This window comes from Spongiibacter tropicus DSM 19543 (assembly GCF_000420325.1).
Classification (GTDB): Bacteria; Pseudomonadota; Gammaproteobacteria; order Pseudomonadales; family Spongiibacteraceae; genus Spongiibacter; species Spongiibacter tropicus.
In genome coordinates, this window is the sequence record NZ_ATUS01000001.1 from 67,997 (window position 1) to 87,053 (window position 19,057).

Consider the following 19,057-nt stretch of genomic DNA (forward strand, 5'->3'; position numbering starts at 1 on the left):
GCATGCCATCGATAAAACCGAGAGCTTGTCATGAAGCTGATGACCGTGTACCGGCCTTCAGTCCGCTTTGCCTAGCCTTATTGGGCTTGCACCCCGCGAAAACCTCTCGTATAACAGATAGATAATTGCACCAAGGAATTAGGTGAAATGGTACGGATTCAGGACAGCGGCGGGGCATTTCCGGCGCCCCGGACCAAGCGGCTCTTCTACCCGAATGAGCCGCACCTCGATACGTTCCCCATTCAGGACTGGAAGCGCCTGATCGGCAATCTCGACACCGTCGACGCCACATCAGCATACTTCCTCAAACTCGAAATCCTGGGCCTGTTAACAGCCGATCTCGGACATTTTTTTGAGGGGGTAGATTTTCACTAACTGAAATCCATATAAGAATTTAAATAACCAATGAAACGATCATTGATGGTGGCTCGGCCCCGTGGACGACTGCTCATGTAAAAATAGGTGAATAAGTGCCAACAATATTCGAAGCAAAAATAGATGGATCTAATGCGATCAGATACTTCCATTTCTCACTAGTCGAATTTTATCTAGAACAGGCCTATGTCAACTCTACGCAGGCAAAAGAAGATCAAGAGCCTAATCATCTCTTAGCATCGAGCATCATGGGCATTATGTTTTCAGCAATGGCGCTAGAGGCATTTGCCAATGAGATCTCAGAGGAAATAATCCCTAAAGAGGATTTGAAGAGCTTTATTCACCTTAGAAAAGGATACAAGAAGTTACAGGGTGAATCGTCGGTACTAGCCAAGCTCCGGATATTGTTTAAAGAAAAATTTAATCACGACCTAGACTCTGATGCGAAGTCTGGTTTGGAAAAGCTTACATCGTTACGAAACAACCTAGTCCATTACAAGCTAAGCGATCTTGCCGGTAAATATATCATGCCTCCAGTTGGTAACATGGATGTAGGAGGTGGGCAAAAAATGCTCACCATTGACTTCATGCAAAAGCCTGAAAGAGTAGAACCCCCGTTTATACAAGAGGTTACTGGTGACGCGGCTCTTGAATGCTTCAATCATGCCTATTCAGTTATAGAAACATGGAATTCTCTAATATCAAAAAAGGAACAAGATTCTGGAAACGACGTAAGTACTAGATAAAGCAGTTTAAAAGTACGCAGTTAACCCGCCCCAATAATGCGAAGTGGAAGAAGGGCTACGCAGCTTCACGCTGAAGCTCGATGCCTTCTTCGCTGAGATACCATATTTTACATAATATATATTATGCGAACATTTGGGGACTGAATGGCGTCGCAAGCCCGGTCAATCCGTTCCCGTAACTCGCTTGCTTTTGTCGACTGTCCGTAGCCGACACGAACGCCCTCGAATTAAAACGCTGAACACCGATGCCCTTGCGCTTGCCGTGCAACGGCATATCCGGACGTCAGTCCAGACATGCTTGACGCCGGAACCCAATAGCTTGCAAGTCGGGCACTTAATCGGTGAAGCAGATTTCCTTGCCGTTGCCCTGGTCGTAGCAATCGCGGCGATTGGAGTTTGGCGCTGACGGCAACTGGTTTTGCGAGTTGTTGATCATTGTTCTGTATGCGGCATCTGCAGCCTGTTTGCGGGCTTGGTCTTTGGCTGCCTGTTTATCGCGTTCCTGCCTGGCATAGAATTCACGCTGCGCACGGCCCGCCTCATAAGCCTCTTTGGCTAGTTTCTGGCCCCGAATACTATCGAGATATTGCTGACGTTGAGCTGCTGCGATTTTTCGTGCTTTCTCGGCGGCTTCTCGACCCGCTGCGTCGTTTTCCAGCGCGTATTCATAGGCGATGGCAGGAACATATCCACACCCTCGCGCATTGCGATGCTCGATTTGCGAGCGCCCCCAATGCATCAAGGCTTTATCTTTTGCTAGGTAGTGCGTCATTTTCGGCATTGCCGCTGCCGCGTTGCAGAAATTGGCCGAGAATTCACCGCGAATCAGGCCAATCTCCTCGAAATTGAGCTCTGCGCTGCGCTCACCAAAGCAATCGCCGTAAATCTTTGTCACCATGATCATCGCTTCACGCGGCGGATACTCGGATATTCTGTCGAGAGGAAGCGGCTTGTGCTTTTCCAGCGCTTTTTCCACCTTTTTATCGGGCACAATGCCCCAGCGGTTTGGTTCGCCTTTCTTTAATTTATTGGAGGAATCTTGAGCCCATTTTCCGAATACCTGTGCTGCGAAGTCGCGTTGCATGTAGGAGGCCGCCGTTTGTATCCCCTCTTTGCCCTTCAGGGCCCAAAACGCAACAACACCAAAAGACTTGTCGACAGCGATGAAGGCGCGGGGATTCTCGAGCTGCTCTGAGCTTAAATTTCATGCGGGCGGAGGCTGACTGTTCGAGTCCAATTGCGCCACGGCAGTGGAAGAAAAAGAAAAAATGGCAACGGTGGCCACTATTGACGCGGCCGTAAACGCCCCGCTCGCCTTCGTATGCTTGGGCATCAGCTTCCCTCTATAAATGTTACAGCGCTGGGTTGTCGTTACTGAGTTGCAGCGTTGTTTTGCGAAAAGTCGGCCATATCCAGATGGTTCAGGTTAAGAATGCCGTGCTGGACGGCGACGAGTGTCGCCATCGCGCGATTTCTAATCCCGAGTTTTCGGTAAATTTCTTTCACGTATCCGTCTACCGTGTACATGCTGATAGATAAGATATTTGCAATCATCTTGTTGCTCTTACCCATCGCGAGTTCCTGGAGCACCTGGCGTTCGCGTGGCGTGAGGGGCAGCGGTTTTGCACTGGAATACGGGGTATTAGCGTTGTCGAGGGGCATTTTGGCGATCACTTTTCCGTTGCGATTGCCGAGTATCTTCCCCTGTGAATACGGGGCTGACAAATGAATAATTCAGCGCTTTCAGATTAGATTATCTTATTCGACCATTCTTTGGCGATGATACCCGCTACCCACTGATGGAAGTCCTGAATGACTTGATCACCCTGATGCTTGTTGCTGTAGGTCAAAAAACATTCACCGTGCCGGGTAACTTTCTCGGCCATTGGCAGCACCAACTCATCGTCGCTGCGCATGAATTGATAGGACGTGGGCAGGTAGCCCATTGCGACGCCGATGTTGCTCTTCACGGCCTCGATACTCGCCTGCACCGTGCTGACTACCAGCTCGTTTGCAATATCCGGGAGCAGGCCCCACTGCGTTTGCCATCGTGGCCATTGGTAACTGTCGTTGGCGATTTTAATGATCCGGCAGCCGCTGAAATCGCCGGCGCTCAAGCCGGGATGTTCGGCGAGGTAGCTCCGTGTGCAGATGGGCGTCAACGAGATTTCTACCAGGGGATGGTAGGTAAGCTCGGGCTCATTGCCACATTCGTGACGGATAGCGACGGTGGTTTCCGACTGTTCCAAATCAACCCGCGAGACATCGGAATCGATCTGGATTGTTAGCTCTGGATATTTCGGCTGGAACTCGTGGATGTTGGGAAACAGTAACAGCGTTGCGATATTTGGCAGTGTATTGATGACAAAACGCTGTTTTTTCCGCTCTTTGCGCACCGCCAGTGTGGCGGTATCAATCAAGTCCAGACCGCGTTTGACATGCAGATAGTAGCGTTTGCCTTCTGCCGTCAGGGAGATTTTGCGATTTTCCCGTTTGAACAGCGCCACACCCAGATTTTCTTCCAGCGCTTTGATCTGGTGGCTGACTGCCGGGGGCGATACAAACAGTTCGTCTGCGGCGTCTTTGAAGCTTAATCGGCGAGCGGCAACTTCAAAAACACGAATCAGGTTAAGTGAAGGCAGGTGCTGGGTGGGCATACGATACGACTCAACGATACAGCAGGCTAATCTATACGAGTGTTGCGGAATAACAACAAGAATATCCTAATGTTACGCGCGATATCACCCTGCACGCCGCAGATACCGAAATGTCTCACTCCCCTGTTGCTCAGGCAGACCATCACCCTACTCACCTCCACGCCCCAACGCTCGGCTGAGGCGCTGCGCAAGTGCCGACATCGCGCACAGAGTAACGCCGGATACCGCCCCCCATAAATGGGCCTCGGTGGCGACTCGCATGTCTATCAGCGATTCCGTGCTGCTAGTATCCAGCAGTCCGCTTTGTTCCAGTACGATTTTTGTCAGGAGCAGCAATAACAGCACTGGGCCGCTTATCGCGTGTTCGCGCCACAGCCAGATGCCGATGACCACGCTTAAACCATGTAGAACCCCAGACAAGCCCACATAGTGCTCCAGCTGGGGCTCCATCAGCAGAAGAAATCCGCCTGTGAGCAGGGCTACGACGACCACGACCGGCAGGAGGTAACTCCTGTTTTTCTCGGGAATCAAACCGGCGAGTAATATCAAGGCAGCGAGATTCATCGCCATGTGTATGAGGTTCGAGTGAACAAAGTGTCCGCTGATTAGCCGCCACGGCATAGCGGCCAGAATGGCCTGGCGTTGATAACTCAACTCGGTTACGCCGCTCTCTGTTACCAGTTGCAGCACTATCAGCAAGGCCGCGATTCCCAGCAGCGCCGGATATGGCCAGTTATTTCTCCACACACATTTCTCAACACGCGCCCTTTAGCGCTCATTTCCAGAGCATTCAGTAAATACCGAATACTGCGCAACGTGACCTTAAGGTGTCACATATGCGCGTCAGACTACAGCGGCGTTCTCGGTAGAACGCCCCTTTGCGAGTCGCCGCCGAGATCTGCTTCACACCGCCCCAATATACATGACGAGGTCTCTCCGGATGACGTTTCTGCGCGCAGTCATAACGATGTGCAGGCTGCTTATTGCCCTTTTTCTAATTGCCCCCAGCCATGCCAACACCGCCGCGCCACTGCCCTTTCACGGCTGGACGCTGACGCATGACGACATGGCCTACAATTTATCGGCGATAAGCAGAATGCAAGAATTCGGCGTGACACATGTTCAGCTCTCTCACCGCATTGTCACCCGCGTCGACCAGTTCCAGTCAGAACCAGAGGTCGTAGATCGCGTCCGGACACTGGCCAGTGCCATCCATAGTCAGGGTGGCCAGGCGATTGTCTGGATGCAGGAGCTTAACACCTCAGATACGCTCGCTTACTGCTTTGACCTGGACGGTGAGCAGATGCAGGAAAAAATGCAGGCCTACCGGGATGCCCTGACAGCCGCGCCGGAAATCGACGGTGTGATGATTAGTTTCGGTAGCGCGCCGAGCGAGTTGCAGTACGTGCTTCCAAGCTGCAAGCCATTGGAGTTTGCACAGCCCAAGGCCCGTTACAAAGCCATCATCGAGGCGGTTTCTCGTGTGGTAATGGATGAGTTCGGCAAGCAGGTGTACGTGCGAACTTTCTATCACAAGGGGCACGAGATACCGATTCTTCGCAATGCCTTGCAGGAAACCAAGCGGCCCATTGTGGTGATGTCTAAAGCCGAACCCAATGATTTTGAACCCTATTACCCGCTTAATCCCTTAATTGCCGACGTCGGCGATCACGATCAGTTTTTCGAGCTGGATTGCGCCGGGGAATACTGGGGGCGTGGAGCGCTCCCCTTTGTTGCGATCGAGTACTTCGTACAGCGCTATCGCGAAGCCGCCCAGCGTCAAGCCACGGGCAAGGGCCGCTTTATTGGATCAACATGCCGGGTCGACCGCTACGAATACTCAGCACTGGAAACCCTGAATGAAGCCAATCTGTTTGCGCAGGCTCAGCTCGTTCGCGACCCCAGTGTGAGCGCGCAGACGATTCTTCGTCGTTTCGTGGAATCGCAGTACGACCTCCCTGCGGGCAGCGATGAGCACCACGTGCTGGCCGACATTCTGCGCCGCACTTATTGGATTGGTCGAAAAATGTACTACGCCAAGGGGGAGTGGGCGTTCAAGAAAGGCAGCGACCTCCCGTCCAGTAATACCGATGCCCTGGGCAATATGATCGATAAGAGCATCTCTCAGTGGGAGCCCGCCTACACGCCGATTACCGCCGCCCTGCTCTCACCCGGCCGCCAGACACTGCAGGAGCTGGGGCAGGAAAAGTTTGAAGCCAGTGACCTCGCGCGGCGAAATCTTGAGACCCTGGAGCAGTTACGGAGTGCGCTGCAGCCGAGCGATTACACAGCGATCGAGACGCTATTGCTGAAACAGCGAATCGCCGCGGACATTTGGCGGCATATGTCCGGCGCGGTGTTTGCTGCGCGTAGTTTGAACCTGGCGTCGTCGAACTGGGCCGCTTGGCATCTCGAGCAGATGGAAGCGATTGCCCAGCAGTTGGACCAACAGTCCTACCCTCAACTGCCCGATACGTATCCCTTCTCTAGCGACGACATTCGGGCGTTTGCGGAGAGCGAGCGTCGGTTCTTGTTCGCTACCGCAGCCTCCCCACTGGAACAATTGACTATCAGCATGATTGATGTCGTGCCTAGCACTAGCAATTCCCTCACGCTGCGCTGGCTGGCGGAAGCCGATACCCAGTACCGCATTGAACTCAGCCAGCAGCTTCCCAACTACACGACCGAGATAGCGATCGACGGGACGAGTGAGGCCCTGCCGAGCCTGAATGACTTTACGATTACCGATCTTGAAGCGGACTCGCCGTACTGGTTACGCATCACGGCCAGCCGCGGCGAGGAAACGGTGAGCTCTGGCGATTTTCCTGTCTGGACCCTGAGTACGCTCGATGCGCAAGATTCCGGGACACCGTCACTGCAATCGCGCTCGGCATCGGGTGGCGGCGCACTGTCACTGTGGTGCCTTATTGGCTTGGCAATGATGCAATGGGCCCGCCGACGCGGGCCTTAGTCGTAGCGCGCGTCCCGCCCCACCTGGGCAGCACACTTCCCCCAGCGACCAACAAGCGCGTAATATTGCTCAGGGCTTTCCTGTCAAAAGGCGTTGTTGATATGTCACGTGGAATGAAAATCTATGCGGCTCTGCTCGTGGCGCTGGGCGGGTTTATCGTATTCAACATATTTTACGAGCCGTCAGATGTCAGGGCGCTGAATGCTACGCTGAAACAAGATGAACAACTCAGCAGCTACCCCTACACATTTCGCGTTTTACGCCTGAAAGATGGCGTGGCGACGATGACATCCCCGCGCTCGGCGTCCGTCCCCGTACCGATGATTATCAGCGTCATTGAGCCGGCGCTAAGCGGCATATCCGTCAACGACGAGCGTTTCTTTGCGGCTCAACAACGCCTTGCCGACATGCAGTCGAGAGCGCATACACTGGTCACCGCCAGCCCCGACGTCGACCGCGTTATATGGGCCTTGGACGAAGCCTGGCTTCAATCTCAGGGAATCACACTGCCCCGCTAACGCCTTGCCCGCGCTTGAACGCGCTACGGCGTTCGTGGGACAACGGCAATAAAGTAGTTGCTGCTTTGGTAGCAAGGCACGGCGACCATTACATCCTCGGTATCGCTGTACTCCCCAACAATGGAAGGATGCCCCGGCGCCAAACACCCCTCTTCAACAGCGTGGGTAGACGTCGCCACTTCGCCACCTTCACTGTCCAGCTCAATAATATGGAATGTATTGTCATTGAATCCGGCACTGATCAGTAAGCTATTGCCGGAGTCTTCGTCGTACCAGATATCGATGCCTACCGGCCCGTCGCCGACCGGCAGGGGCTCAAGAATAACGGGAGTGCCGACACCATCCCAAACAAGTGGAATCACCTGGTCATTGGCAAAATCACTCACAGCGCAAACTGGACCGTCCGCGCTGCAGCGAATTTTTCGAGGACTCTCCCCCACAGAACCGACATTTTCTTTGTCTCCAATTCTGTCGTCAAAGTAGAGATCCCCAGTTTCTGTTACCACCAAAATGGCACCACCGTCTATTTTCCCTGTCGCGCTGACAGGTTCGAGGAAATTGTAGTCGAGAGATGCAGACCACGAATATCCGTCAAAGCTGCTATCGTAGCTAACGAAACGAATCTCGGTATCGGCTGTGACAACCATTTCGTTCGCAAAGATTGTTCCGGGCGGCACATTGGCCGCATCGGTATGGGCTCCTTGCCGAATATTGCCACCCGGCCCAAATTCTCCGGTATCGGGGCTGAAGTTCATCAGAAAGCCTTGCGCCCCTACGCCGTACTCAACAATGGCGGCCGCGGTACTCCTCTCACCCGAAGTGGCGAGTTGCGCAATTAGATGAGCCCCCTGAAGATTGAAGCCGGTTTTATTCTCGCTTGTTTGATCCGCGATAATGTTCCCGTTATCGGCGCGAATTAGCGCACTACCGTGGTCGCCAGCCATCAGCAGGCCAAGCACTTGAGTTGTCGGAGCAAGGGCATTGATGCCTGCTTCACTGACTAACTGCAGTGTTTCGAGCAGTTGTAAGCCACTCGGCGCGGAAAATAGCCCCAGTTCCGGCGTGGAGTCGGGTTCTTCCCCTCCGGCATCGACACAATCAACTGGCGTCGAAGAGTAAAAACTGTATTCATAAACACGGCCCAAATCGTCTCCCGATGTATCGGTTGCGAACAGGGTGTTGGCATAGACAACACCACCTTCAGCGATGAACGCCAGCGAGGTTCGCCCGACACCAGGGCAATACAGCACTACGCTCTGTTGGGCAGGCCCAAGAGTGCCGTCTTCACGCTCCACTTGAAACATCTCGAACGCTGGTGGTGTGGAGGTATCAAAGCAATCTCCGGCGGCAGTCTCGAGAATACTCTGATTGTCAGGGTTGAACGCAGGACAGACTCCCACTCGCCGATCAAGAAAGCGCGACGCACCGCCACCGGTTCTAAGTTCCGCCGTGAAGCTGGCATTAACAGGGTCATCAACTTCGATTTGCGCAGGCACGCCTGACACCAAGAAGTCCACATCATTTAGCGAACCACGTCGGAGAATAAGTGGCGAGAAATGCGATAGCGCGCCTTCTACAGTAACGCTTGCACTCCCCGCGTCCTCTCTGACAATCACAGTTTGATCGAGCAGTACTTCTGGAACTCCCTCGTCGTCCACTGTCCCCAATGCCAGTATGGGAAGCGAAAATTCACCCCGGCGCGCCACGGGATTTATCGGTGCTTCAAGAACAACCTTTATCGGAGCGTCAAAAGTTAATCCATCTGGGCCCAATTCGTAGTAGCTGAGATTACTCTCCGAGGAAAGCGCATCAGGGACATCACTCACGCGTAGAGCGTCAATACGAATCTCAACGGTTTGCTCCAGCGCTCCCGCAGGTATCTCGAGTCTTAACAGGCCATCGCTGGACACGATTTCTCCACCCGACGCTCCGATTGTTTGGCTCCGGCTAGTGCTACTTGCGTTGGAGTTCGAATCAGAATGCCAGCAAGCAGCCAGCGTCAGGCAAATGGTGATGATAAGAAATTTCGATTGGGTGCTCGGCTTATTCTCGAACCTTTTGAAAAACATGACGAATACCTTCGTTTTTTGAGATATCACAACTTTCAGTTGCGCTGTCTTACAAGCAAAAAGGGAGTGAGTCAGTTTTTACTATAGTGGCTCAGAATCGCGACAAGTAATCTAACTTGAAAAAATGAGAAGTAGTGCGAGCTTGCGGCAAGACCGTGTAAAGGCTGGGGACGTTTGGGATCAGATTAGCTGGAGCTAGTAGTCGGCGTCACTTTGAAAACGGAGCAACACATCGCGATCAATGCCGCTGCCACCGGCTTCTCCGTCCGAGCCAAAGCTTGTCAGCTCGAAAGAAGGCGGCGCGTCGGAGCTATTGTAGCGATAGGGTCGCTGCCAGGGATCTTCAAGCAGGTTGGCCCGGCTCAAGTAGGGCCCCGCCCAGTTGGGTGCCAGCGGGGCTGTCTGAGGGGGCTGCAGCAAGGCGCTCAGGCCTTGCTCCGCGCTGGGGTAGCGCAGATTGTCCAGTTTGTATTGGTGTAGCGCTAGCGAGATACGTTCGAGGTCTGCTGCGGCGTGGTGGTGCATTGCCTCTTCCGCGCGGTGCTTCACCAAACTGCTTACATAGATAGCAAGCACCGCAACAATAACGAGCACCCAAATCACCTCGCGACGGGTAATCCCCGCCTGGCGGCGCGCGCAGACACAGTAAGACTCGGACATTTACAGCTTGACTCGGGTTCTCCCGCACACCGAAACGGTAAGAAACCGCGCCAGTTGATCGGGAACGGCTGCCAGTTCAATTTCAGTCAGAAGGTTTGACCACTGGTCGGATGATAACTTCCACGGACCGGCAAAACGCTGCCAAATTTCCGCTTTTCTGGCAGGGGAAATTTCCACTGAATCGACGCCGAGCAGACAAACACCTCGGAGTATAAAGGGGAACACGCTGCTTTCGATATCCGTGCCGGCAGCCATACCGCAGCAGGCCACAGCGCCTTCCGGGCAGATCATTTTCAGCAGGTTACTCAGTGGCTCACCACCAAGCGTGTCAACAGCGGCATCAAACTGGGGTTTGACCATCGCCTTTTTCGCCGCATCGTCAAACAAATCAGGTGAACAGCATTGATCCGCGCCAAGCTGCTTCAGCATGGGATATTGCTCCCCCTTGCCGCTGATCGCCGTCACTCTTGCACCGAGATGACTGAGCAGCGCGACGGCGATAGAACCGACACCGCCACTGGCCCCGGTCACTGCGATGCGCAGGCCCTGAAGTTCGCCTAACTGGCGCTGCAATTTGTCGACACAAAGTCCCGCTGTGAGACCTGCCGTCCCCAGGCCCATCGCTTCGGCAGCATCCAGGCCTTCAGGCATTTTCAGCACCCAGCTTCCCGGAACCTGAATTTGTTCCGCCAGGCCGCCGTCGGTATTCATGCCGAGGTCGTAGCCGGTAACGATGACCTTATCGCCCACCTGAACGTTATCGCAGGTAGAGGCCACGACCTCCCCTGCGGCATCGATGCCTGGTGTGTGGGGGAAACTACGGGTAACCCCCTTATTCCCGGCGGCAGACAGTGCATCTTTGTAGTTCAGCGATGAATAGGCAACTGCAACCCGCACCTGTCCCTCTTCGGGCTCGGGGAAGTCACTTTTATCAATTAACTCTACGCGGTAGCTACCCTGCTCTTCTCGAACCTGAATGGCTTTGAATGACATATCGCCCTCCCGTAATCAGCCGTGGAAGCGGCTGCTTCGCAGCTTATCGATAACGCGCCACAGCCCGCGATCAACTGCCCCTTCAGCAGCCAGGCCCAAGCGTTCTTGCAAACTGCGCTTGTATTTGAATTTAACGGCATAAATATCCGCTTCATCGCGCTTTTCAAGCAAATAGTCGTCGCTGGTTGAAAGGCCGTCAATCAGACCTTGGTCGACGGCCCGGCGGCCGTACCAGACCTCCCCGGTAGCGATGGCGTCGATATCCAACTGCGGACGGTGCTCTCCCACAAACTCTTTGAACAACTGATGAGTGTCTTCGAGTTCTTCAATGAACTTTTTCCTGCCTTCTTCCGTGTTCTCACCGATCATCGTGAGTGTGCGCTTATGCTGACCAGCCGTATGCAGCTCAACATCGATATCGTGTTTTTTCAGCAGGCGATTGAAATTGGGAAGCTGGGCAACCACACCAATGGAGCCGATAACGGCGAACGGCGCGGCCAACAGGCGGTTGCCGATACAGGCCATCATATAGCCGCCACTGGCGGCCACGCGGTCTATGGCAATGGTCAGCGGGATATTCTTGTCGCGCAGGCGTTGCAATTGTGATGCGGCCAAACCATAGCTGTGCACCAGTCCGCCGGGGCTTTCCAGGCGCAGCAACACTTCGTCCTGTGGCGTTGCAAGCGTCAGAATGGCGCTGATCTCATGGCGCAGACACTCGACCTCTGACGCTCGAATATCACCGTCGAAGTCGAGAACAAACAGCCGTTTCTTGTCGGATTTCAGTTTGCCTTTGCGCTCTGCTTTCTCGTGCTTGCGCCGCTCTTTGCGCAGCTTTTTATATTGCTCATCATTCATCAGCGCATAGTTCAGGGTGTCCTGCCAGTCTTCAAAGCGTTCGTGAAGCCGACTGACTTCTATGTGCCCGTCTTCGTTTTCGCGCTTGTTGCGCTGGGACAACGAGCTGATCAAGCTGATAAGAATAAGGATAAAAACCAGGCCAGTAATCGCTTTAGCGAAGAACAGACCGTACTCAAGCAAAAAGTCCAAGGTGGCTCCAGAGAAAAAGCAAAAGGATCGCCATAGTCTTATGACTGGCCGTTTGGGTCAAGCTCACCAGTGCTGCAAGGCGTTGATGGCAATTGGGTTTTCCGGTTTGATAAACATACCACTGCGCCCGAGATAGACGCCATAAAGCGCACCGTCAACCAGGGGCGCATATACTCCGCTGCCGAAGTCCACTTCCACCCAGTCCCAGATAAAAGGCTGGTCTCGCAAGAGCTGCCATGAGTCGACCCATTCTCCCCCTTGCAAGGGATAAACACTGCGCAGTTGTTGCGCCTCATCAGCGGGATCACGATAGCGACTGCTCAAGCGTTCCAAGCGCACCAGATTATTGAGCCCAAGCTTGCCCAGCGCCGCGTCCCAGCGGAGTATCCGCGCGTCCAATCGCCACTCATCGCCGTGCATTGTCGCATCCAGCGCTAACTGCTGGTCATCTGTATTGACGTGAATAAGAAATCCCTTCGCCGGATCCTCGGCCACAAACACTGTGGCAACACGCTGCTCTTCCGCGAGGTTGCGATAGGCCAGCAAATCCTGACTGAGGAACACGACGCCCCCCGTCAGTGGCGCGACGAGGAGTAAGGCAAGCGTTGCACCGAGCGGCCGCCGTCGCAACAGCAGGAGTAGTAGCAGGGTCAGGCCAAGGCTGACACCACACAGCGCCAGCAGCAGGCTATCAAGATCAGGAAGCCACATATTCCGGCTCAGCTGTGGCGACGGGGTAGCCCAGTTGTTGCAGGGCCTCTTCGGCAATACCCAGAATACTGTCGTCGGGCAGGTGTCGCCGCTCCATCTCGCCCAGGTAGTACTCCATGCTGATCATGGCGTCTGCCAATGTCTCGAGAGACTGGGCATCCCGCGTAGGATCGATATCTCCCCGCGCAACAAACGCTTGCATGAATGCCACCGACGACACCGCGACAGCGGCAAGACGGCGCATTTTCAGCATCTGGAATGCCCCTCTGACGGTATTGAGGCTTGTCGGGGTATTGGCGATATGGGTGGCGTCAAAGCCCGAGTCGATATAGGCGGCAATCGCGCGTTTAACAAGACTGATTGCGCTCTTTGCCTCGTCCAGCACAATCGCCGTCGCTTCGCTGACCTGATTATCGGCACTAATGCTGTCGCGTTTGTCGATACTCAGCGCATTCAGCTCGTCGTAGTTCAGCTTGCGGCGGTCGATCTGCGCCAGACTGCTCTCGATAAACAACAGCGTCTCCGCCAATTCCTCCAGTTCACTGCGGTGGCGACTCAGGTCTTTACCAACAAAACTCAGCAAGGCTTTCGAATGCGTGTTCAACACTTCCGACAAGGAAGGCAGGTTCAGTACCAGCAACACATCGGCGCCCTGCTGCAGTAACTCGCTCAGTGGTCGAATTTCTTCGTCATCACTTCGGCCATGCTGCGCAAGGAGTTCGAGGATATCCTTGGCGTGACGCAACTCGCCGCGCAATTCATTCAATACTGACGATACGGTGTCATAACTCAGCCCGAGCATCTGCTGGCGCAGGCGCTGCAGTTCAGCATCATCGAGTTCTGAGGGTGACGCCCCAATGGCTCTGAGAAGCTTGCCGCCCAGCCCCTCCTGCCACGCAGAAAGCCTGAGCAGGAACAGCAGTTCAGCTTCCAGAACATCGTCAGACGGCTTGCCTGCCGCCAGGCGTCGGAGCTGTCCATCCAGAGCAGACAGTACCCGCTTACGTCGCGGATTGAGCTCCAGCCCCTTGTTCAGAAACGCCTCGATCACCGCCGTCGCCAGCAACCAGAAACGCTGCTGGGGGCCGCCAGTCAGCGCCGAACAGAGCTTGCGCAAGGCACGGGCGATCAGCGTCAACTGCATTTCGACCTGGGCATCGCGCAGCACACCGAGCAAGCCCCGCTGATACGCTTGGCGAACGCGTTTCAGCAAGGCCTGAAAGTCCGCCTCTGACAGATTTTCACTGCGCAATACCAGACGGCTGTCGCGACTGAACAGAAACCCGGTTTCAGGCAGGAAATAGCTGTCTGGCAGCAGCAACTGCCGGTGAGCCGCTCGAAGTTCGTTCGCGTGAGTAATGGCCAGAATAGGGATATCTTCTGCGTGGCTCTGCACGAACTCCAGGTACCGGGGCAGAACAAAAAAGGCCGTACTCAGAGCGTTCAGCTGTGCCTCGGGCAATTCCTGCGTGTTGGCAAGAATACTTTGGCAGAGCGCTCGCATTTCATCGGCGATCAGCGCGGCGCCACGCACTTCAATCAAGCGTAGCGTACCGCCAATCTGCCGAAGATCTGTTTCACAATGTTCAAGCAATTGCAGGTCATGTCGCTCTGCAAGAAAGGTCTCAAACACATTGGTCGCTTGCTGGACCGTATTATTCAGTTCTGCATCCACCAGCGCAAAGGAGCTGGTATTGATGGCTGTTTTTATTTCAACTGGCTTTAACACGCGTGATTGCCCCACCTGATTCCGCCGCAGACCGGCACCTTGATAGGCCGACCCTTTCCGGCTGCAATGGCGCAGTTTTAGCAGGTCTTGCCGACGCTGCCCAGTCTCTGCAATGCGAAATACCTACTGGGACACAGTAAATGCCTGCGTCCATTTGAGTATTGGCTGTCACCCTTCCGGAGAGGAGCGCCATAAACACTGGCCGCCACTGGCCTTGTCAATAATATCCAGCTGCTCCTGATGGGCCGCCAGTTCGACATCGCTGGCACGCACCACCCGCAGCGGTTGACGCTCAGCCGAAAGTCGACGAATACCACTACTGCCCTCAGCGCTGCTGTCTTCTTCCCCCGCCAGCGCCAGATTGGTCTGACCACCGGTCATCGCCAGATAGACGTCGGCGAGGATCTCCGCATCCAGCAGAGCCCCGTGAAGATCGCGCTGGGAGTTATCGACAAAATAGCGCTGACACAGGGCATCCAGGCTGTTGCGCTGCCCCGGATGTTTCTGACGCGCCATGACGAGGGTGTCGAGAACCCCGCAAATCTCGCGAATACGAGGCTGGGCCGACATCAGCCCCAGTTCCATATCGAGGAAGCCCACGTCAAAGGGCGCGTTGTGAATGACCAATTCGGCGCCGCGCACAAACTCCAGGAACTCATCGGCAATCGATGAGAATACCGGCTTGTCTGCCAGCATTTCATTGGTGATGCCGTGAACTTCAATCGCCCCCTGCTCGACTTCTCGTTCGGGGTTGATATACACATGAAAATGGCGCCCGGTGAGCTTGCGGTTAACCAGCTCGACACAGCCTATTTCGATAATTCGATGGCCGTCATTGGGGTCGATACCCGTGGTTTCGGTATCCAGAACAATCTGCCGCATGATTACCTCTTTAATTCATCAATACCGCGATTGGCCAGAGCATCGGCCAGCTCGTTCTCGCGGTGACCACTGTGGCCCTTTACCCAATGCCACTCAATGTCATGCTTGGCAGCGAGTTCATCCAAGGCTCGCCACAGGTCGGCGTTCTTAACCGGGGCTTTGGCTGCCGTCTTCCAATTGCGCTTTTTCCAGTTGGGCAGCCACTCCGTAATGCCTTTGCGCACATATTGGGAGTCGGTCGTCAGGGCAACTTTGCAGGGACGTTTCAGGGCGCGCAGCGCTTCAATGGCTGCCGTCAGCTCCATGCGATTATTGGTTGTATCCGGCTCGCCGCCATACAGCGGCTTTTCCGTGGTGCCGCTGCGCAGCAACGCTCCCCAGCCGCCGGGGCCGGGGTTGCCGCGGCAGGCACCGTCGGTGAAGATTTCCACTTTACTTGCTTTTGTCATTCCTGAGGTTTTTCTCTGAGATTGCGCGTTGCACCGAGCATGGCCGGGTGCGGGATGATATTGGAACGCCGGCGCAGGTTGGCAGACGGCGTCAGCGGCGCGCGGTATTTTGTCGCGCTCAGCACAAAAACACCACCCATCGGCAGTTTTGACGACAGGCTCCGATGGTTCATAAAGAAGCTTGGCGTATTGATCGGCAGCCGGTGAAAGGTGTAGCGCAAGTCCGCCTGTTCAAAGCCAAGCAGCGACAGCCAGTCATTGAGCCGGTTGAGCGTAAGGCTGTGGTGCTGCCACATGGCGCTGCGTTTGACACGCCCCATCATTCCTCGCAACGCCAGTGGCGACCAGGGGTTGATACCACAAATCACCAGCTTCCCATGGGGAACGATGAGGCGCTCAACCTCTCTGAGAACGGTGTGCGGATTATTGACGAACTCCAGTAAGTGATGAAGGACGACCATATCCACCGATTCATTGGCAATGGGCAGCTGGTCAAATTCGCAGACGGCGTCGAGAACCTGGCTAAAGCCATACTGACCGATACTGCCAAGGTGAATTGGGCGGTGACAAAGTCGGTCATCAACCTGAAACCGCTCGGGAATCATGCTGAGCTTGAGCAGGTTCCTGCGTTCGGTGCTGCAGTCATCCAGCGCGGCATTAATCAATGCCTGTTCTTCCTGCAAGACGGTGCAGCCGACTGGACTCCGAAACCATTCCCGCAGCGCGGGAAGCAGAATTTCCGGGGAGTGTTGTGTACGCCATTTAGCCATTGTTCACCTCTGTCGCGCCCCTGTGATCACTGCCTGAGAGCTTGTCTGGCAAGAGATAACTGTTTAACCTGAGCCAAACGAGGTAGCAATTTATGGACGCTCTGTCTGTGACGCCGATTCCGGCGTTCGACAACAATTACATCTGGTGCATTCACCGCGACCAAAACGCCGTGCTTGTCGATCCCGGTGATGCTGCTCCGGCACAGCGCTTTTTGCGCGAGTCTGGCTTTGAGCTTACCGCAATTCTGGTAACGCATCATCACTACGACCACGTCAACGGCATCGCCGAATTGCTGTCTGAGTGGCCGACTGCCACTGTCATTGGGCCCGCCACCGCCTCCCCGGCCATCACCCAAGCGGTCAAGGATGGCGATACGGTCACGCTGTTCGACCACCGCTATCAGGTCATCGCCGTTCCGGGCCACACACTGGATCACTTGGCTTACTATCAGGCAGAAACCGGCCAGTTATTTTGTGGCGACACGCTCTTTGCCGGGGGCTGCGGCCGGCTGTTTGAAGGCAGCCCCGAACAGATGCTGCGCTCCCTCCAGCGGCTTCAGGACCTTCCGGCGGCAACCCGTGTATACTGCGCCCACGAGTACACCTTGGCGAACTTGGCCTTTGCCTTGAAAGCCGAGCCAGAAAACGCCACACTGCGCGACCGTTATAGCGTAGTGACCGAAAAGCGTGAGCGTGGAGAGATCACACTGCCATCCACTCTTGCCCAAGAGTGCGCGAGCAACCCGTTTTTACGAACCGACAGTCCCTCGCTGCGAGCGCGAATCTGCGAGCGCGAAGGAAGCGACACGCTGAGTCAGGTTGAGGTGTTTGCCGCGCTGCGAGGCTGGAAAGATAATAGTTGAAGATAATGACAACGACCGACACATTGACCTGGGGCGTGAACTTGGCCCGTGCACCGAGACTCCTGATCATTTCACTTGGCGTATTGCTGACTGCCTGTGTCAGTCAGCCCTCGCGCCAGCAGGCAGTTGACTATCGCGCCAGTTGTGCCACCTGCACCGCCGATCGCCAGCTCACGGTTGTCCGTAAGACCCAAGCCGTGGCCCCGGAGCCCCAGCCATCGCTCCCCGAGTATCAGGACGTCTGGGAGCGAATCGCCGCCAAACTCAGCTTTACCGATATAGCCCGCCACGCCCGGGTGGAAAAACTGGAAGACTGGTACGCAACACACGGTCATTACATGACGAAGGTAAGCGACCGCGCCGGGCACTACATCTACCATATTATTGAGCAGCTTGAAGCCCGTGACATGCCCGTTGATCTCGCGCTGCTGCCTTTCGTCGAAAGTGCCTACGACCCCTTCGCCTATTCCCACGGACGCGCCGCAGGCCTCTGGCAGTTCATTCCCAACACAGCAAAATATGTCGGTATCGAACAGAACTGGTGGTACGACGGCCGACGTGACGTTCTGGTCGCCACAGACGCCGCACTGGACTACTTAAGCTCGCTAAACCAGCGTTTCGACGGCGATTGGATGCTGACGCTGGCCGCCTATAATGCGGGCGCAGGTACCGTGAACAAGGCGATACGACGCAACAAGAAAAAGGGCCGCCCCACCGACTTCTGGTCGCTGGATTTACCAAGAGAAACAGAGCGTTATGTGCCAAAGCTACTGGCACTTGTAAAGATTTTTAGAAACCCGGCGAGCTACAATATCACCCTGCCTCATGTGGAAGACGCGCCACGCTTTGCCAAGATCAATACCGGTGGACAGATTGATCTTGCCAAGGCAGCGAGTCTGGCGGGCATCACTGTCGAAGAGCTCTACCGCTACAACCCCGGATTCAATCGCTGGGTCACGGCCCCCGATGGCCCCCATTACCTGCTTATTCCCACCAGCAATGCCGCACAATTTCAGACCCAGCTGGCCGCCCTGCCAGAAAAACAGCGCGTGCGTTGGACCCGCTACAAGGTTGCCAAAGGCGACAATTTGATCAGCATCGCGAAGCGTCACCATGTCGACATTGCCAGCATTCGTCGATTTAACGAATTGAACAGCGACATGTTGCGCATTGGGCAGGAACTGCTGATTCCCGGTGGCAGCCAGTCGGCGCCCCTCGACAACCTGAATCGCGGCGTCGCCAGCAGCGGCCGTCAGCAACGCAATTACACGGTTCGCCGCGGTGACACCCTGAGCGAAATCGCCAAGACCCACTCCGTAAGCGTCAATCAACTGATTCGCTGGAACCGACTGGATCAGGGCGCCCTGATTAAACCCGGCCAACAACTCTCCATTTGGACCAATGCATCGGCGCCCAGCGGCATTGTTCGCAAGGTGGGTTACAAAGTGCGCAACGGTGACTCACTCTCGGCGATTGCCAGTCGCTTTAAACTCAAAGTTGCTGATATTCTTGAGTGGAATGGGATTGGCCGCAGCAGTTATCTACAGCCCGGTCAGTCGCTGACGCTGTACGTCGACGTAACGCGCGCCGACCTCTAACGAAACCCGCCCTGTC

The 19,057-nt window shown here is 55.1% G+C and carries 19 protein-coding genes; 6 read left to right on the forward strand and 13 right to left on the reverse strand.

Going from position 1 to position 19,057, the window contains the following annotated elements; all coding sequences use genetic code 11:
* Positions 1–147 precede the first annotated feature (147 nt).
* Both G411_RS0100320 and G411_RS0100325 read left to right on the forward strand, forming a co-directional pair.
* Positions 148–375 (forward strand): hypothetical protein, encoded by a 228-nt coding sequence (locus G411_RS0100320; protein ID WP_022957170.1) that lies wholly within the window; start codon positions 148–150, stop codon positions 373–375.
* Positions 376–470: 95 nt separating this feature from the next.
* Complete coding sequence (locus tag G411_RS0100325) at positions 471–1,121, forward strand: hypothetical protein (RefSeq protein WP_022957171.1); 651 nt, start codon at positions 471–473, stop codon at positions 1,119–1,121.
* Positions 1,122–1,455: 334 nt separating this feature from the next.
* Here the strand turns inward: G411_RS0100325 and G411_RS0100330 are convergent, their stop codons facing one another.
* The 4 genes from G411_RS0100330 to rrtA form a co-directional block, all read right to left on the reverse strand.
* Positions 1,456–2,205, reverse strand: a complete 750-nt coding sequence (locus G411_RS0100330; protein WP_022957172.1) for a hypothetical protein — start codon at positions 2,203–2,205, stop codon at positions 1,456–1,458.
* A 287-nt stretch (positions 2,206–2,492) separates the two neighbouring features.
* Entirely contained in the window at positions 2,493–2,783 is a 291-nt protein-coding gene (locus tag G411_RS0100335; protein ID WP_022957173.1) for a response regulator transcription factor, read from the reverse strand.
* Between the two features lie 86 nt (positions 2,784–2,869).
* Positions 2,870–3,778, reverse strand: coding sequence for a LysR family transcriptional regulator (locus tag G411_RS21215; protein WP_022957174.1), 909 nt, complete (start codon positions 3,776–3,778; stop codon positions 2,870–2,872).
* Positions 3,779–3,925: 147 nt separating this feature from the next.
* A complete protein-coding gene (gene rrtA, locus G411_RS0100345) occupies positions 3,926–4,525 on the reverse strand; it encodes a rhombosortase (RefSeq protein ID WP_022957175.1) in 600 nt (199 codons plus the stop codon).
* A 220-nt stretch (positions 4,526–4,745) separates the two neighbouring features.
* Between rrtA and G411_RS0100350 the strand changes: the two genes are divergently transcribed.
* Together G411_RS0100350 and G411_RS0100355 are read left to right on the forward strand one after the other, a co-directional pair.
* Positions 4,746–6,749: a fibronectin type III domain-containing protein gene (locus tag G411_RS0100350; RefSeq protein WP_022957176.1), complete on the forward strand. Its 2,004-nt coding sequence runs from the start codon at positions 4,746–4,748 to the stop codon at positions 6,747–6,749.
* 101 nt (positions 6,750–6,850) lie between these two features.
* Entirely contained in the window at positions 6,851–7,267 is a 417-nt protein-coding gene (locus tag G411_RS0100355; RefSeq protein WP_157581068.1) for a hypothetical protein, read from the forward strand.
* 23 nt (positions 7,268–7,290) lie between these two features.
* Here the strand turns inward: G411_RS0100355 and G411_RS0100360 are convergent, their stop codons facing one another.
* The 9 genes from G411_RS0100360 to G411_RS21220 form a co-directional block, all read right to left on the reverse strand.
* Positions 7,291–9,366: a hypothetical protein gene (locus G411_RS0100360; RefSeq protein WP_157581070.1), complete on the reverse strand. Its 2,076-nt coding sequence runs from the start codon at positions 9,364–9,366 to the stop codon at positions 7,291–7,293.
* Between the two features lie 165 nt (positions 9,367–9,531).
* On the reverse strand, positions 9,532–9,996 hold the full coding sequence (gene gspG / locus G411_RS0100365; RefSeq protein ID WP_022957179.1) for a type II secretion system major pseudopilin GspG: 465 nt from the start codon (positions 9,994–9,996) through the stop codon (positions 9,532–9,534).
* On the reverse strand, positions 9,997–10,989 hold the full coding sequence (locus G411_RS0100370) for a YhdH/YhfP family quinone oxidoreductase (protein WP_022957180.1): 993 nt from the start codon (positions 10,987–10,989) through the stop codon (positions 9,997–9,999).
* Positions 10,990–11,004: 15 nt separating this feature from the next.
* Positions 11,005–12,039 (reverse strand): protease SohB, encoded by a 1,035-nt coding sequence (sohB, locus tag G411_RS0100375; RefSeq protein WP_022957181.1) that lies wholly within the window; start codon positions 12,037–12,039, stop codon positions 11,005–11,007.
* Between the two features lie 63 nt (positions 12,040–12,102).
* Positions 12,103–12,750 (reverse strand): hypothetical protein, encoded by a 648-nt coding sequence (locus tag G411_RS0100380; RefSeq protein ID WP_022957182.1) that lies wholly within the window; start codon positions 12,748–12,750, stop codon positions 12,103–12,105.
* On the reverse strand, positions 12,737–14,479 hold the full coding sequence (locus tag G411_RS0100385; RefSeq protein WP_022957183.1) for a FimL-related protein: 1,743 nt from the start codon (positions 14,477–14,479) through the stop codon (positions 12,737–12,739). The genes G411_RS0100380 and G411_RS0100385 overlap by 14 nt, the downstream gene beginning before the upstream one ends.
* A 168-nt stretch (positions 14,480–14,647) precedes the next feature.
* Positions 14,648–15,361, reverse strand: a complete 714-nt coding sequence (dnaQ, locus tag G411_RS0100390; RefSeq protein ID WP_022957184.1) for a DNA polymerase III subunit epsilon — start codon at positions 15,359–15,361, stop codon at positions 14,648–14,650.
* A 2-nt stretch (positions 15,362–15,363) separates the two neighbouring features.
* The gene (gene rnhA, locus G411_RS0100395; RefSeq protein WP_022957185.1) at positions 15,364–15,810 is read right to left on the reverse strand and encodes a ribonuclease HI; all 447 of its coding nucleotides are present in this window, start codon (positions 15,808–15,810) and stop codon (positions 15,364–15,366) included.
* A complete protein-coding gene (locus G411_RS21220) occupies positions 15,807–16,580 on the reverse strand; it encodes a class I SAM-dependent methyltransferase (RefSeq protein ID WP_022957186.1) in 774 nt (257 codons plus the stop codon). Before G411_RS21220 ends, rnhA begins: the two co-directional genes overlap by 4 nt.
* A gap of 92 nt (positions 16,581–16,672) precedes the next feature.
* On the opposite strand from G411_RS21220, the gene gloB reads away from it, so the two are divergent.
* Together gloB and G411_RS18780 are read left to right on the forward strand one after the other, a co-directional pair.
* On the forward strand, positions 16,673–17,443 hold the full coding sequence (gloB, locus tag G411_RS0100405) for a hydroxyacylglutathione hydrolase (RefSeq protein WP_022957187.1): 771 nt from the start codon (positions 16,673–16,675) through the stop codon (positions 17,441–17,443).
* 5 nt (positions 17,444–17,448) lie between these two features.
* Positions 17,449–19,041 (forward strand): LysM peptidoglycan-binding domain-containing protein, encoded by a 1,593-nt coding sequence (locus G411_RS18780; protein WP_022957188.1) that lies wholly within the window; start codon positions 17,449–17,451, stop codon positions 19,039–19,041.
* Positions 19,042–19,057 lie beyond the last annotated feature (16 nt).